At 36.9% G+C, this 16008-nt stretch carries 16 protein-coding genes; 10 read left to right on the top strand and 6 right to left on the bottom strand.

The genetic code is table 11. The annotated features are described in order from the left end of the window. Nucleotides 1-195: 195 nt before the first annotated feature. Nucleotides 196-1335 (bottom strand): putative sensor domain DACNV-containing protein, encoded by a 1140-nt coding sequence (locus BCL90_RS05495; protein WP_121282996.1) that lies wholly within the window; start codon nt 1333-1335, stop codon nt 196-198. 465 nt (nt 1336-1800) lie between these two features. On the opposite strand from BCL90_RS05495, the gene BCL90_RS05490 reads away from it, so the two are divergent. The 5 genes from BCL90_RS05490 to BCL90_RS05470 all read left to right on the top strand — a co-directional run bounded on the left by BCL90_RS05490 (nt 1801) and on the right by BCL90_RS05470 (nt 5352). Continuing rightward, on the top strand, nt 1801-2607 hold the full coding sequence (locus BCL90_RS05490) for a DUF3822 family protein (protein ID WP_121282995.1): 807 nt from the start codon (nt 1801-1803) through the stop codon (nt 2605-2607). After that, entirely contained in the window at nt 2598-3134 is a 537-nt protein-coding gene (rsmD, locus tag BCL90_RS05485; RefSeq protein ID WP_121282994.1) for a 16S rRNA (guanine(966)-N(2))-methyltransferase RsmD, read from the top strand. The genes BCL90_RS05490 and rsmD overlap by 10 nt, the downstream gene beginning before the upstream one ends. Nucleotides 3135-3474: 340 nt before the next feature. Next, complete coding sequence (gene coaD / locus BCL90_RS05480) at nt 3475-3936, top strand: pantetheine-phosphate adenylyltransferase (protein WP_121282993.1); 462 nt, start codon at nt 3475-3477, stop codon at nt 3934-3936. Between the two features lie 317 nt (nt 3937-4253). Next, nucleotides 4254-4757 (top strand): RNA polymerase sigma factor, encoded by a 504-nt coding sequence (locus BCL90_RS05475; RefSeq protein ID WP_121282992.1) that lies wholly within the window; start codon nt 4254-4256, stop codon nt 4755-4757. Further along, nucleotides 4747-5352 carry a hypothetical protein gene (locus tag BCL90_RS05470; protein WP_121282991.1) on the top strand — a complete coding sequence of 202 codons (606 nt, stop codon included), beginning with the start codon at nt 4747-4749 and terminating at the stop codon, nt 5350-5352. The genes BCL90_RS05475 and BCL90_RS05470 overlap by 11 nt, the downstream gene beginning before the upstream one ends. Before the next feature lie 188 nt (nt 5353-5540). On the opposite strand, the gene BCL90_RS05465 is transcribed toward BCL90_RS05470, so the two are convergent. Next, on the bottom strand, nt 5541-6152 hold the full coding sequence (locus tag BCL90_RS05465; protein WP_121282990.1) for an NUDIX hydrolase: 612 nt from the start codon (nt 6150-6152) through the stop codon (nt 5541-5543). 461 nt (nt 6153-6613) lie between these two features. Between BCL90_RS05465 and BCL90_RS05460 the strand changes: the two genes are divergently transcribed. After that, nucleotides 6614-7489: a hypothetical protein gene (locus tag BCL90_RS05460; protein ID WP_121282989.1), complete on the top strand. Its 876-nt coding sequence runs from the start codon at nt 6614-6616 to the stop codon at nt 7487-7489. Between the two features lie 75 nt (nt 7490-7564). On the opposite strand, the gene BCL90_RS05455 is transcribed toward BCL90_RS05460, so the two are convergent. After that, nucleotides 7565-8608, bottom strand: a complete 1044-nt coding sequence (locus BCL90_RS05455) for an NAD(P)-dependent alcohol dehydrogenase (RefSeq protein WP_121282988.1) — start codon at nt 8606-8608, stop codon at nt 7565-7567. 97 nt (nt 8609-8705) lie between these two features. Next, entirely contained in the window at nt 8706-9284 is a 579-nt protein-coding gene (gene nudK / locus BCL90_RS05450) for a GDP-mannose pyrophosphatase NudK (protein WP_244095055.1), read from the bottom strand. A 54-nt stretch (nt 9285-9338) separates the two neighbouring features. Here nudK and BCL90_RS05445 point away from each other — a divergent pair, with 54 nt between their 5' ends. Next, nucleotides 9339-10091, top strand: a complete 753-nt coding sequence (locus BCL90_RS05445; RefSeq protein ID WP_121282986.1) for a DeoR/GlpR family DNA-binding transcription regulator — start codon at nt 9339-9341, stop codon at nt 10089-10091. A gap of 669 nt (nt 10092-10760) precedes the next feature. Here the strand turns inward: BCL90_RS05445 and BCL90_RS05440 are convergent. After that, complete coding sequence (locus BCL90_RS05440) at nt 10761-11339, bottom strand: hypothetical protein (protein ID WP_121282985.1); 579 nt, start codon at nt 11337-11339, stop codon at nt 10761-10763. Between the two features lie 183 nt (nt 11340-11522). Beyond that, a complete protein-coding gene (locus tag BCL90_RS05435) occupies nt 11523-11774 on the bottom strand; it encodes a hypothetical protein (protein WP_121282984.1) in 252 nt (83 codons plus the stop codon). A 104-nt stretch (nt 11775-11878) separates the two neighbouring features. Here BCL90_RS05435 and pyrE point away from each other — a divergent pair, with 104 nt between their 5' ends. The 3 genes from pyrE to BCL90_RS05420 all read left to right on the top strand — a co-directional run bounded on the left by pyrE (nt 11879) and on the right by BCL90_RS05420 (nt 15796). Beyond that, complete coding sequence (gene pyrE, locus BCL90_RS05430; protein WP_121282983.1) at nt 11879-12544, top strand: orotate phosphoribosyltransferase; 666 nt, start codon at nt 11879-11881, stop codon at nt 12542-12544. Nucleotides 12545-12579: 35 nt separating this feature from the next. Next, nucleotides 12580-12978 (top strand): SRPBCC family protein, encoded by a 399-nt coding sequence (locus BCL90_RS05425; RefSeq protein ID WP_121282982.1) that lies wholly within the window; start codon nt 12580-12582, stop codon nt 12976-12978. A gap of 142 nt (nt 12979-13120) precedes the next feature. Beyond that, nucleotides 13121-15796, top strand: a complete 2676-nt coding sequence (locus BCL90_RS05420; protein WP_121282981.1) for an alpha-L-rhamnosidase — start codon at nt 13121-13123, stop codon at nt 15794-15796. Nucleotides 15797-16008: the final 212 nt, after the last annotated feature.

The following is a 16008-nucleotide window of genomic DNA, read 5'->3' as shown; positions in this document are numbered from 1 at the left end:
GTTTTAAACAATCTTTTTTTTGTTTTGAAAAGCAATTGCAATGCTAATCGGTTCCGGTTTCCGTCTTTCCGCTATATCCCCGATGAAAAAATCGGGGGATGCCGCTGCAATACGGTTTAGGTGGCAAAGGTAATGCTCTTTTCTAAGTGCTCCTTACCTCAACAATAAAACAATGTAACAATTAAGCAATTTAAATTATAGAAGTAGTGTTTCAATGCGATGTGCCATTACCATATTTTGTTTTTTACTGTAGCTGAAAATGGTAAAATGGCCATCCTGAGAGGCTACTAAACCAATAGACTGAGGCTGATCGTTTACAAACTGGGCAACAGAAAAATGGCGGGTACCACCAAGTTGTCCGGGATAAAGAATTTTGTCTTCTCCACCAACAATCGGCTCTGAAAAAGCAATCTGCTCTACCGTAGGTTTCCCCTTTGCGCGACCGATTTTGGCACCAAATGCAATCAGATCAAATTCTTCGTTGATGATCGTTGCACCATCAACCGCGGTTAAACCAGCCAAATGCTCTACCTCACGGCGAACAGCGCCCTGAGAGAAAATTTCGCTTTGATTTCCGTTCTGCTTCGCCAGGTTTGATAGTCCGCAAAATGGAGGATCTACCAAATATTGTATTGGGTGGATAATGGATTCCTCCCATTTCGTATCTCCTTTAGGTATAATCAATAATGCCCCACCCCTGCCATGCGCACGCATCGAAACCGAAAACTGGATCAAAATATTAATCGGATCATTCCAGCTGGCCAAAACAGTCAGATCTAATAAAGCCTGCAAAATAGGCGGACAATCTCTATTTGTACAGCTTCTATCGTCAACAATACGGATCTGCTCCCCTTTTAGTACCGCAACGTTGGTAAACTTGCCAATGCCATAAATCCTCCGGTGTTTAATCACAATTAAACCAGGTTCAGAAACATCAACTACAAAACAAAAGTTCGGAATATTAAGGGTTGTACCCCAGATATAAAGTTCACCATTCTCTTCCCACACGCCCAGATGAATTCCGGAACGTTCAATCCCAGGTGCTATTTTGGTTAATGTATTCGCGTTTAACGCTAGTTTTTTCGCAAACCGTAATGGTTTCGAGGTTTGCTCTGGTGGTAAAAAAGCAATCGAAATCCGTGGCGAATGCCCTTCCTCCTTACGCAGACTGCTCCAAAAAGCAACATCAATTATCGCTTCAATTATTTTTTGATCTGGTTGAGTAGCCAAATCTATCTCACCTTGTGCAATTGCATTTTTATGCAGTTTAACAAAATGTTGTTCTATCGTTGCTGCAATCGTGTTTGCCGCTTTATAGGTAGGCTTATAACTCATGTTCCGAATTTAAGCCGAATATTTCGATTTTTGAATAGTTGAAAGGTTTGATTTTGGTAAAAAAACCACAGACATTTTCACCACAGATCTTCACAGATATATTTGATGTTCTTTTAACCACAAAGGCGCAAAGAACACAAAGTTAATTGTATATTTTTTGGCGAATATGAATTCACTAAAGTGAACTAAGGTGTCTCAGGTGGTAAAAAGATTCATTGGGCAACTACAAAGCAAAATGGCTAGGAATTGTTTCCGTGAGCTCCGTGTTTCCGTGGCTAATGATATATCAGTTTACTTATTAAATTAAGAATTTACACAAATGATCTGTGTTTATCCTTTTTATCTGTGGTAAAAAAAACAAAGTAGCAAACTTCCTTTTAAGCTATTAGCCAATAATTCTGTGGTAAAGTCAAAAATTTAACCTCATCTTACCGTTAATCCTTAAAAAACTCTATTTTTGTTTCAATGAGTAACAATAGTCTCTTATTGGTCGACCCAAACTTTAACACAAATGCATCTGCAAACTGCCATTTATTGTTAAAAATAACGAATGACAGCTTTTCTTATGCCGTGGTAAATAAGGATACTGAGGAGATTAACCTCATTTTTGATAAACAGGGCTGTGAAGATGTTGAGAAAGACCTCAAATTGGCTTTTGAAACAGATCACTACCTTTCTTTAAATTACGGAACGGTTAAAGCAGCAATACATACCTCCAATTTCATTTTCATCCCTGATGAGTGGTTTGATGATGAAAATTTAGCTGTTTATGCCCAATACCTCGGTTCGGATGCTAAAGTTTATACCAAACACAACAAAGAACTTGGTTTTAACACTGTTTTTTGTTTAAATGATGAAGTAAAAGCAAATTTACCACAGGAAACCGATTTATTTCCACAATCAGAACCGCTGGTAGCTTTATTTAGCCATTTAGCTGACGAATCTTTACTGATCGATTTTACTGCAGTATCATTCAACGTATTGTATACCAAAGATAAAAAGGTTGTTTTTCAGAACCATTACGAATCAGAAAATGGGGAAGAGTTTAATTACTTCCTTTTGTTAATGATTGAACAATTGGGCTTAAATGATGCCATTCCTGTTTACATTCAGGGTATTATTAACGACGACGACGAACATTACAACTGTTTGTTAAAATATTTCAATCAACTTTATTTCTTCTTCCCTGCTGGAAAACAAAATAGCGAATTACTGGCCGATATGCCTAAACACTATTTCAGCGGTCTCCTTGCTTTAGATTTATGCGAATAATTGGTGGCAAATTAAAGGGCATCCGTTTGCAGCCCCCCGCAAATTTACCGGTACGCCCAACAACGGATATGGCCAAAGAAGCACTCTTTAATATCCTGAACAACAAATATGATTTCGAAACCTGCACCGTATTGGATTTATTTTGCGGCACCGGAAATTTAACCTTCGAATTTGCCTCACGCGGTGCAGAAAATATTTTGGCTATTGACATGGATTATGGTTGTGTAAACTGGGTTAAAAACACCGCAAAACAATACCAGTTCGATCAGGTTGATGTCCGTAAAGGCGATGTTTTCAAGTTATTAAAACAGATGACCGGCGCTTACGATCTCATCTTTGCGGATCCGCCCTACAATATGCCAAACATTCCGCAGATTCCGGTGATGGTTAAAGAACAACAATTGCTTAAACCCGATGGCTTGCTCGTTGTAGAGCACCAGAGTAATATGAAACTAAACAGCCAGCCGGGTTATACCGAAACCAGAAAATACGGCAATTCTTCTTTCAGTTTTTTTGAGTTTAGTTAAATTGTTCATTAGTCATTGTTTAACGGCGCATAGTTAATTATTTTTAGAATTGAGCACACAGCGTATTGTGGCGGTCTTCAGTCCTGCTTTTCATTGCAAGTCCTCACCCGATAAAGGATCGGGTTCCGGGCTTTCCATTGCAATCAGGCTTAAAATGGACGGTCTGCTCAAGCTATAGTGCCATAAATCACCTTAATGTCCTAAATTTCTTAATGGTATCAAATCCGAAACCAAAGACTATTCCGTGCAATCCGTGTTTCCGTGGCAAAAAAATAACCCGCTTTGTGTTCTTCGTATCTTTGTGGTAAATAATTCCACCATAAAAATCTATATTTGAATCATGAAGATAGCGCTATTTCCAGGCTCATTTGATCCGATCACTATTGCGCACGTAAACATATTACAACGTGCTACCCCACTTTTCGATAAAATTGTTGTGGGTATCGGGCTAAACAGTTCTAAACAGAATTTTTTAAGTGCCGAACAGCGTCTTCAGATTTTACAGACTGTTTTTAAAGGCTATCAAAACATCGAAATCCAAACCTATGAAGGTTTAACCGTAGATTTCTGTAGAAAAATAGGTGCTACCTATATGGTACGTGGGATCCGTTCAGCTGCTGATTTTGAATATGAACGGGCTATTGCACAGATCAACCAAACTATGATGCCTGAAGTAGAAACCATTTTACTGTTAAGCAAACCCGAATATTCTGCCATTAGCTCTACCATTGTTCGCGATATTTTAAGAAACCACGGCGATGTGAGCCCATTTGTACCCAAAGAGGCACTTGACTTTCTATAGCTTTTGTTAACCACAGATGCGCACGGATAAACACAGATTTAAATCCAGGTTCATCTTATTTACATTATTCCCCTCTTTCAGAGGGGTGTCCGCAGTACGGGGTATTTTAACAACTGGTCTTAGCAACAACTAGTCTTAGCGTCTCGCTTGAACACGATTTTTTATATGTAAAGCTATTTGTATTAAGATTCCCGCATGCGCGAGAAAGACGACCAATCTAATGGAATCTTATCTGCTTTCCCCCTTTATCTGTGGTTAAATATTATTTTTAACTTAACCTGTAACGTTTTCAAAAATCGGTTACCTATTGGTATACAATGAAAGAAGCAGAAAACATATTTCTCAACTTAATCAATCAGCATAAAGGGATTATACATAAGATTTCCAAAATGTATATGAAAGATGCCGAAGAACAACGTGATCTGTTTCAGGAAATTGTACTGCAACTATGGAAAGCCTACCCTACTTTTAAAGGAAACAGCAAGTTTACCACATGGATGTACCGCGTATGCCTCAATACAGCCTTAATCTACTTTAAAAAAGACAATAGAAAAGTCGATAAAGCACCATTGGATGAGAATATCGATATAATGGATGTAAACGAAAATGAAGGAAAAGAAGAAAAGCTGGCTTATTTATACACTGCCGTTCAAGAATTAAACGCTATTGAAAAAGCATTAATCTTCCTTTTTCTCGAAAACCAATCCCATCGCGATATCGCCGAAAACCTGGGAATAAGTGAGGTTAATGCACGGGTTAAACTCAACAGAACCAAAGAAAAATTACAATTCATCATAAAGAAAAACGGCTATGAATTTTGACGATTTAAAAAACGAATGGAATGCTGAAAATCCTGAGGGAAGCAACATTTCTACCGATATGCTTAAAATAAAACAGGCGCACACTCCTATCGATAAAATCAGGGCAAAAATGAAACATGAATTTTTCTATCAACTATTTTTCCTGGGGTTTATGGCCTTAATACCTCATTTTTTTGGTTTTTCAACTACTGTTAATCGGGTATACCTAATCACTTATGCCATTACCTGTGGTTTTACGGCTTACTATTTCTTTAAATTTTATGTATTCTATAAAAACTCTTACGATATGAGTATGGACACCCGCAAAAACATCCTCTGGTTCTATTACGAAATGAAACTGAACATTGAGCTGTACAAAGCTTTAACTTACATTGTGGCCTTTATTTCAGTAGGGTTTCTTGCTGCCTACTTATTTATAGAAAAAGCTTGGTTTTTTACAAGCATTTTAGGCAAGTTGTCGCCAGTATATATCCTGCTTAACTGTTTCATTACCATCCTGATTATCGGTGCCATTACCGAACTATGGGCATGGTTTTATTACGGAAAATACCTGAAACAGGTTAAAAAAGTAATTGATGAACTGGATAACGAATAATTTGCGCAATTAGATCTGTGTTCATCCCATTTATCTGTGGCTAAAATTTAGATGGCTTTGGTGCTGTCAGGTGTTACCATCTGACAGCTAGCTATATTAACCGCCGATTTTTTATTTTAATCTGTGTCAGATAGTAATATCTGACACCACGGCAAAAAACGATCTGTGGTTAAAATTTCTGATCCCAGCTACAATATTCCTCCGAACCTCAACACATCCATAATAGATGGAAATGTATTTTTAACTACCGGCGAAATATGGTTTTTATCCAACCAAACTGCTTCATCAATGCCTTCTTCTTTTTGAGGGACTAATTTTGGTTCGCCTTTAACCTTCATTTTGTACCAATTGGTTTTCTTGATCACCATTTTATTGCCCATCGGATAAACATGATAGGTTTTACAAAGCTTTTCTTCGCGTTTAAAAACCCTGATTCCACATTCCTCTTCTACCTCACGAACAGCCGCTTCCTTCATTTTTTCGCCTTCTTCAAGCTTTCCTTTTGGCAGATCCCATTTTTTATTTCTAAAAATAAACAAAAAATTACCATTAGCACTCTCTACCAAACCACCAGCCGCTTTTATAATGGTACAATCTTTCTTTAACTTTTTAAAGGTTTCCTGAGGGTTTTTCGTCAAAAAAATATAACTCTTTCTGGAGCCATTTTTTAGTTTTTTGTAGAATGTTTCCAGATTAAAATCCTGAAATTCCAGTTGCTGAATTTTTTCTTTTTGCTCAGGCAAAAAATCTGAGATAAACAAAGTGTTATCGTTGATGTAAATTCTATAATTTCTTGGCATATATTTTTAACACACTTTAAAATAGCGATGCTGCTTTTTTAAGATTTCTTTTTGCGAAACCTATATATTTTGCAATGCGCTAAAAGTAGAAAAATTGTCGGGTTATTTATAGGATATAAAAAAAGGTTACAACAATTAATGTTGTAACCTTATCTAAATTAACGCTCTCAATCAAAGATTGATGCAAGGCTCTCACCCCTTGCTTGCTGCAAATATAGAATAATTTATTAAAAAGTAAAAAAAAATCAAAAAATATTTCAACCAAATTAAAATACTGACTTTAAATAACTGAATACTAAAAGATTGTATTTACATAAAAAACCTTCCTCCATCAAAACCTTGATACACTAGATTGTAAAAAAAATTGTTTAATAGTAATAATGGAATATTTGAAGGGAAAACAGCACTTATAATTCCTTTAACGATAAATATTTTTCATAATTTTAGCTTTTTAATCTACTATGCCCATACCTTCATTATCAGAAAAAGATCTGGAAGCATACCGAAATGATCTTTCTAACCCGGAAAAATCAACAGGTGAGCTCTTCATCAAATTAAATGGGCTTTATCAGCGTTTTGCCAGTAACGAACAACTCCTGAGAGATTTCGAATATGTTTCGGCACTTAACAGCCTCGAAAGTAGCTATACCTCAAAAAAAGAGCATTTTAACAAAGAAATTGTTGAGCTTAAAAGACAGTTTAAACAACTGGATAACCGGATTGTAGCTGCAGAACAGAAACTTCGACATGGCATTCCAGAAGACCTGCTGGTAATGGACAAAATTATTGCCGAACAGGAATCTATTGTGGAAGATCAGGAAAAGCTGAACAATGCCGAAACTCATATTGTAGAGCAGGTACGGAAAATCGATATCGAACACGGTAAAGAACTTCAAAAATTAGAGCAGCAACAGAATAACAGGGAAACTCCTTTTAAAAGCAAATTTTCGGCCTTTAACGAACAGATCAAGAATGCTGAAAAAGGAATTACTTTAAAAGTTAGCAGATTTTCGCTTCTTGCTATTATCGGTATTCCTTTAATTATAGATTTATTTTTTGGCATGATAGGTCTCCCTACTTTCTCCAAGAGTACCAATAATATTATCTTCAACCATTACCTTTTTCTGATCAGCTTGATATTGGTCGAATTGTTCCTTGCCGATAAAATCAAAAACAGGATTTCACGTATGTTATCGATATCTTATCTCAAAGATTCGCTGAACACGCTGGAGAACCTATTAACTGAAAACGAAAGACAACTGGCGAAAGTAGAATCCCAACACCACGTCACTCTGTCCGAATTCGTAAAGAAAAATGGAGATGCTTTAGATTATTAAGCCATCCTTAAATAAAAAAGGGATTTAGAAATATTGCTATCTCTAAATCCCCATAACTTTTGTTACGATCTTGAACTACAATGTAGCCATATCAATCACAAAGCGGTAACGTACATCACCTTTTTCCATACGCTCGTAAGCAGTGTGAATATCTTTCATATCGATCATTTCAATATCCGACACGATGTTGTTCTCCGCACAGAAATCTAACATTTCCTGAGTTTCAGCAATACCGCCAATACCTGATCCTGCCAGACTTTTTCTGCCACCCAATAAGCTGAAAGCTGCAATTTCCGCTGGCTTAGGTGGAACGCCTACACAAATGTGTACACCATTTGTTCTCAGTAAAGAAAGGTACATGTTAAAATCATGTTCTGCAGATACGGTATCCAATATAAAATCGAATGTGCCCCTTGCGGCCTTAACCTGCGCCGGATCAGTAGTTACCACAAAATGGTGGGCACCTAACTTTTTAGCATCCTCTTCTTTCTTTGGTGAAGTACTTAATACAGTTACCTCAGCGCCAAAAGCTACACCAAATTTCACCGCCATGTGGCCCAAACCACCTAAGCCAAGTACAGCCAGTTTATGACCTTTCCCTACTTTCCAGTGTTTTAATGGAGAGTAAGTGGTAATACCTGCACATAAAAGTGGTGCTACAGCAGCAAGGTTTAATTTGTCTGATACATGAAGCACAAATTCTTCTCTTACTACAATCGTATCAGAATATCCACCATAAGTTGGTGTTTTACCATCTCTTTCCAAACCATTGTATGTTTGGGTATTTCCTTCTAAACAATATTGTTCTAAATCCTGCTTACAGTTTTCGCAAACCTGACAAGAATCTACCATACATCCTGTACCAGCAAGATCACCCACCTTAAATTTCTTCACGTGATCTCCAACCTTTACCACCCTGCCTACAATTTCGTGACCAGGAACCATTGGGAATATTCCCGGGAACCAATCGTTTTTAATCTGGTGCAGATCTGAGTGACAAACCCCGCAGAAAAGTATTTCGAACTGAACATCATGAGGCCCTACTTCCCGGCGCTCAAAATTCCACGGTGCGAGATCAGTTTCGGCATTTTGTGCCGCATATCCTTTTGTTGCTATCATAAAAATTTAAATTAATTAGACATAACAAATGTAAACAGCAGTTTGTTATGAACAGTTATACAATTCAAATAAATCATTGCAAAATTCAAACAATGCATTATCGCATCAATTCATTTAATTGAGCATATTGAAGGAGCATAATCGTTTTACCATCCTTTATCTCACCAGATTTCATCATTTCAAGCGCCTTTTCGAAGGGTATTTCTAAAACTTCTATATCTTCATTTTCTTCCTGCAGTCCTCCTCCATCGTGCAATTTCATCTCATTTGAATATGCTGCAACAAAAAAGTATAATAGTTCGGTAACCGAGCCAGGTGACATATAGGCTTCGAAAACCTTCTCTACTTTATCGATTCTAAATCCGGTTTCTTCTTCCGTTTCCCGTTTGATACAATCTTCCGCATTATCCTGATCTAATAGTCCGGCACAGCACTCAATCAGGTAACCTGTATCATTACCATTAATAAATGTGGGCATCCTAAACTGACGGGTAAGTACAACCGTTTTGGCTTCTCTATTATACAATAAGATTGTAGCGCCGTTCCCCCTATCATAAGTTTCACGTTCTAAAACAGATTTAGCACCATCCATTCCAGTCATCTCAAAAGTTACTTTTTTGAGTGTGTACCAATTATCGGATAATATTTGGGTATTGAGGATATTTATATGTTTCATAATGATTATTTTTGATTGATTATGATTAAATTTGATCGAATTAAATCATTATATATGACATTTCAAAAAAGAGCGCATAAAATTCTTGAACTTTTAGAAGCTTTTGGCGAAGTTGAGATTCGGCAGTTAAGCTCTAAAATTGGTGTTTCTGAAGTTACCGTAAGAAGAGACCTGACCACTATGGCTGCTAACGGGCTCCTCTACCGTACACATGGTGGTGCCATGAAAATAAGTGAAGTGATTAAGCCGGTTTCATTTGCAAATAAAGCGGCAGTAAATTTAAAAGCCAAAGATGCGATCTGTAGAAGAGCTGCAGCAGACATTATGGATAACGATGTTATATTCATCGACTGCGGGAGCACGGCCTTTAGGTTATGCCAGTTTATCAAAAACAAAAAAATAAAGGTAATTACCAATTCGCTACCGGTAGTAAATGAGTTGCAGCACAGCGCGGTAGCCGTAAACCTTATTGGAGGTGAGGTTGATACAGCCAGACAGGCCGTTCATGGAACTATGGCAAAGGAACATATTGCCAGATACCATGCTTCTAAAGCCTTTTTAGGTGTAGATGGGATTACTGCTGAAGGATTGTATGCAGGTAGTGAGCAAGAAGCTTCGAATACTTTGGCTATGGCATCGCAAAGCGATTGCGTTTATATGCTTTGTGATGCCAGCAAAATAGGAAAAACATCGTATTTAAAATTTAATGATTTATCACTCGTGAATATTTTAGTTACCAATTACAATGGGACAGATTTAACCAATTTCGAGTCAAAAGGGCTATCAGTGTATTCAGTAACAGATTAAGATGACGAAGGTACTGATCAGAACAACAATGCTTACCTATTTATTTAACAGCATCATCTTTATAAAAAAGATGGGGTAAACATTAGTGCGCTGGGTGGACTAACCAGGTGTTTTCCCGTTTAATATCATTATTTATTGAAATAGAGTTGTGAGGACTGCCCAGTCGATCGATTGTTACACTGCACACACTTTAAGCATATCGTAAGTTATTCATAATCTATTTTCAAAGTCAGCTATTCTTTATCGTGCTGATTTACAGGAAGTGACAATAAATAGCTTTTACCATCCATCAAAATTTCCAATATTTGTAGCATTAGGAAGTCGTTGTTAATTCAAATCCAGATATTCTTCCCTCACTAAAAACAAAGTGACTTAATAAACGTTATGACAAACACAAATAAATCTGTAATTTTGAGCCATCCATTTCAAAATGTATTTAAAGTGGTTTTTTTTATTTCTGTAGAAAAAATATACCCCTCTAGAATCAATCTGAAAGGGATTTTTATTTGGATTTTCTACAAATTTTCTACAAAAATCCTTATATTTTATCTTTCGCTAAACTAGAAAATTAAATCTAATCTTCAGATCAAAGATAAGCCCTTTAATTTTATAAATAAAAAATACTTAGTGGATTAGAGTTGAGAAAATTATTGTTTATTTACCTTAACGTTATAAATTCTCTAGCTGATTATATAATCCTTCATAGTATTTAATTGTTAGTAATCCCACTTCTATTGGATCACGATATTTTTTAAGTCTATTACCTAAATGATAGCCTGGAGGAATATAGGCGACACCTCTATTAACCACTGTTTTCAGTAAAATTGCTGAAGGATATAAATTATGAGTTGTAGTTTCAACTGGATATTCATTCCCATTTTCGTCAGTATCAAGTCTTGTTAATTCAAAGGTATCAACAGGTATATTACTTATAATTTCCATAGTACACATTTCCTGATTTGAATGTTGATAAGCGTTTCTACACTCTCTAACGTACAACAACAATGGATCAGTTCTCTTAAGATTAATAGCTTCGCCGACAACCTTTCTAAATTCTCCTTTGGATGTCTTGTTTAGGTTTTCAACCTTATTGAAACTATTACAAACATGATCAATAAATGTATTCCAATATTTGTAGCTTTCAGGATCTAAAGGATTGAAATTTACTTTATTTTGAAAAGAGTTTACAAAACTTTCAAAATCCTCACGTGCATACTTTAGTTCTTGATTTATATAATATATATTCATTATTAATGTAAGATTAGATTCTAATATGGATTATAGATAAATCCAATATTAATGAAAAAATAACTTATATCTCCAACTGTTTACAAATTCTTGCAAAGATTAGATCGTGTATATCACTTCCATCCAACCTATGAAATTCACCATCTCTTTTTTGGATGTAACCATTGAATGCTTGATTGATCATTACCCTATAGAGTAACGCATTGCTGTTCTTTTTTTTAACGGTAACTGCAGTGCTGCAGCATTATTTAATTGTTTTGTATAAAATTTGACTGGCTTCCATTTACCTTCAATAAAATCCCAAATAGAGTAGTAAATGTACCAGTCACCTTTATTTGGCGTTTTTAAAAAAGCTAAGAATTTAAAGTGTTGATTAGTAAGTGATGGCAAAATATAACTTTTACCATCCATCAAAATTTCCGATATTTGTAGCATTAGGAAGTCGTTGTTAATTCAAAACCAGATATTCTTCCCTCACTAAAAACAAAGTGACTTAATAAACGTTATGACAAACACAAATAAATCTGTAATTTTGAGCCATGTATAATAAAAGTGATATTGAATTAAAGGTAGCGGAATTTTTATTACAGATAAAAGCAATCAAATTACAACCAAATAATCCTTTTACCTGGGCATCTGGTTGGAAATCGCCGATTTATTGCGACAACAGAATTACTCTTTCCCATCCTCAGGTTAGAACTTATATCCGCCAGAAACTTGCACAGGCCATACAAGAAGAATTTGGTTCGGTAGATGTTATTGCAGGTGTTGCAACAGCTGGAATTCCTCAAGGTGTTTTAGTGGCTCAAGAACTGGGTTTACCATTTATCTATGTTAGAGCAAAAGCTAAAGAACATGGTACCGGAAGTTTAATTGAAGGCGAAGTGGTTGAAGGCCAACGGGTGGTGGTTATCGAAGATTTAATTTCAACCGGAAAAAGTAGTTTACAGGCTGTTGAAGCACTGAGAGCTGCAGGTTTATCGGTTGCTGGTTTAGCAGCAATTTTCACTTACGGTTTCGAAAAAGCAGATGAAAATTTCGCAGCAGCAAAATGTCGTTACCTAACCTTATCAAGCTATGGCGCTTTAATCGATTATGCTGCCGAACATAGCATAATTGCCAAGAGTGATATGGAATTATTAAGCAAATGGCGTTTAAATCCTTCAGAATGGGGACAAGGCCGAGTTTTGAGTTCAGAGTCCTAAGTTTCGAGCAAAAAAAAAATCTATACAAATATATAATGACTGTTATCGAAAGCACAGTAGAAGTTAATAAACCAGTTGCTGAGGTTTATACTTTTCTATCCAATATGAATAATCATCAGCAATTGATGCCGGAAAACATTTACAACTGGGAATCTACTGAGGATGATGCACGGTTTACCATCCAGAATATGGCAAAATTGGCCATCAAAATTTCGAGCCGGATTGAAAACCAGGAAATAATAGCGATTCCGAGTGAAAAAGCACCTTTTGATGTAGAATTAAAGTGGACTGTAGCAGATAACGGAAACAGAACAACGACAGCAAAACACATTATTTCAGCTGATTTAAACATGATGATGAAAATGCTGGCATCAGGTCCACTACAAAAGCTGGCCGATCACCAAACGGAAAAATTGAAAGAAATCTTAGGATAGTATTTGATTACCACAGATTTCCTTGATTACACAGATAAATGAGACGAGTTGAACCTCGTCTTTTTTTATGCGTAAAAATTCCATTGCGTTCTCCTATCAGCACATTATTTTAATACCTTAGTTTTTGAATAACCTTTAAACTATGAAACTCAGATTTCTACTGGTAACTGCTTTAGTTTTTGCCCTTGCCCCTTTTTCCAAAACATTTGCTCAATCGCTTACCGCTTTAAAAACCGAATATCTGGTAAACCCGATCGGCTTGGACAATCCAAATCCGCGTTTTACATGGCAAATGAACGATGCCAGCCAGGGAGCCAGACAAACAGCCTACCGCATTCTTTTAGATACCGATTCTGCCACACTTGTTAATGCCTCGGCAAAACTTTGGAATACGGGCTGGGTTAAATCAGATGATAATCTGGTTATTTATTCGGGCCAACTACTAAAACCTTTTACCAAATATTATTGGAGGATTGATATTGCGGATGGAAGTCAAAGAAAACCAAACAAAGTACATATCGCCAGCTTTGAAACGGGCATGATGAAAATGGAAAACTGGCGTGGTGCGTGGATTTCGGATAACGAAAATACAAAACTTAAGCCTGCACCCTATTTCCGGAATACCTTTACCGCAATTAAAAAAATCAAGTCAGCCAGAGCATACATTGCTGCTGCTGGCTTATACGAGCTTTCTATAAATGGCAAAAAAATAGGCAATCACCGTATGGACCCAATGTACACCCGCTTTGATAGGCGTACTTTGTATGTTACCTACGATGTAACGAATGCCATTACTTTAGGCAAAAATGCGATTGGCGTACTGCTGGGCAATGGATGGTACAATCACCAGTCAACCGCAGTATGGGATTTCGACCACGCGCCTTGGCGCAACAGGCCAGCTTTTTGTCTTGATGTACGCATTACTTACGAAGATGGCACAACGGAAATCGTTAAATCGGGTAAAGAATGGAAAACAGCTTTAAGCCCAATTATTTTTAATAGTATTTATACCGCCGAGCATTACGACGCACGTTTAGAAAAAACAGGCTGGAACACCGCAGATTTTGATGATACAGATTGGAAAAATGTGATTTACCGTTCAGTACCATCTAAAAACGTTGTTGCACAGGCCATGCATCCTATCCGCAATGTTGAAGAAATAGCCAGCAAAAGTTTAAGAAAGTTTAATGATACCACCTACCTTTTTGATTTGGGGAGGAATATTTCGGGTGTAAGTAAAATAACAGTTAGCGGTGCGGCAGGAACTGTTATAAAATTAAAACACGGCGAGCGTTTATATCCTAACGGACATGTGGATATTTCCAATATAGATGCCCATTACCGTCCGACTGATAATACTGATCCTTTCCAAACGGATATCCTGATTTTAAACGGAAAAGGTGCACAAAGTTTTATGCCGCATTTTAACTATAAGGGTTTTCAATATGTAGAAGTAAGCAGCTCTGCCCCCATTGAATTGAAAAAAGAAAATCTCACAGGTTATTTTATGCATAGTGATGTACCGGTTGTTGGTGATGTTAAATCTTCGGAGCCGATCATTAATAAAATCTACTATGCCACCAATAATTCTTACTTATCTAATCTCTTTGGCTACCCCACAGATTGTCCACAGAGAGAAAAAAATGGATGGACGGGCGATGCCCAGATTGCCATAGAAACAGGTCTTTATGGTTTTGACGGCATTACCATTTACGAAAAATGGCTTGCCGATCACAGGGATGAACAACAGCCAAATGGTGTACTACCATCCATAATCCCTACAGATGGCTGGGGTTACGAATGGGGCAACGGACCAGACTGGACCAGTACCATTGCCATTATTCCATGGAACGTTTACCTGTTTTATGGAGACAAAAAACTACTTGGCGACTGTTACGAAAATATCAGAAAATACGTGAACCATATTGATGAAACCTACCCAACAGGTTTAACCACCTGGGGTTTGGGCGATTGGATCCCGGTAAAATCTAAATCTCCTGTAGAACTCACTTCCACCTGTTATTATTATGCCGATGTAGTGATATTGGCTAAAGCCGCCAAGATTTTAGGTAAAAATGATGATCACATTAAATATACAGCACTTGCTAAAAAAATAAAAGATGCTTTTAATGCAAAGTACCTGAATAAAGAAAAAGGGATTTACAACACTGGTATCCAAACCGAAATGAGTGTTCCGTTATATTGGAAAATTGTTCCTGAAGAATCTGTTGCTTTGGTTGCCGAAAATTTAGCGAAACGTGTTGAAGCCGATGGTTTCCACCTGGATGTTGGATTATTAGGCACGAAAGCCATTTTAAATGCGTTAAGCGAAAATGGTTACAGCGATATTGCCTATAAAATTGCGGCACAAAAAACCTATCCAAGCTGGGGTTGGTGGATGGAAAATGGAGCCACCACTTTATACGAGAACTGGCCAATAGATGCAAAATCAGACATTTCTATGAACCACATCATGTTTGGCGAAATCGGTGCCTGGTTATATAAATCACCGGGTGGTATCAAACCTGATGAAAAACAGCCTGGTTTTAAACATATCATTTTAGATCCACATATCATGGAAGGCCTGGATAATTTCGAAGCCAGTCATATTGGTCCTTATGGAAAGATTATAAGCGCCTGGAAAAGAACTAATGATGGAATTAGATATGATATCACCATTCCGGCCAACTCTACTGCAACCATTAACCTACCGCTTACGCGTGACATGGGTATTTATGTAAATGGTAAGATAAACAACATTGGGAAGATAGATTTAGCAGCTGGTAAGTACATCATTGAACATAAAGCCCGAAAATAGTTTCGGATCTCGGTGGTTCTTAATGGTTTTATTCTTTTAATGCTGTCATCCTGAGGCACGAAGGATCTTTAAGTGATAGATTACTGATTCATCGATTAATATTGCTTTCAAAGTCCATGTATTGTGGACAGAGATTCTTCACTGCGTTCAGAATGACACCAATGATTCTGCATTAGGGATTGTAAGGGTTAAGTACCGATCCTTCATTGGTA

Source organism: Pedobacter alluvionis, assembly GCF_003664035.1.
GTDB classification, from domain to species: Bacteria; Bacteroidota; Bacteroidia; order Sphingobacteriales; family Sphingobacteriaceae; genus Pedobacter; species Pedobacter alluvionis.
This window is presented reverse-complemented; position numbering and strand designations above follow the sequence as displayed.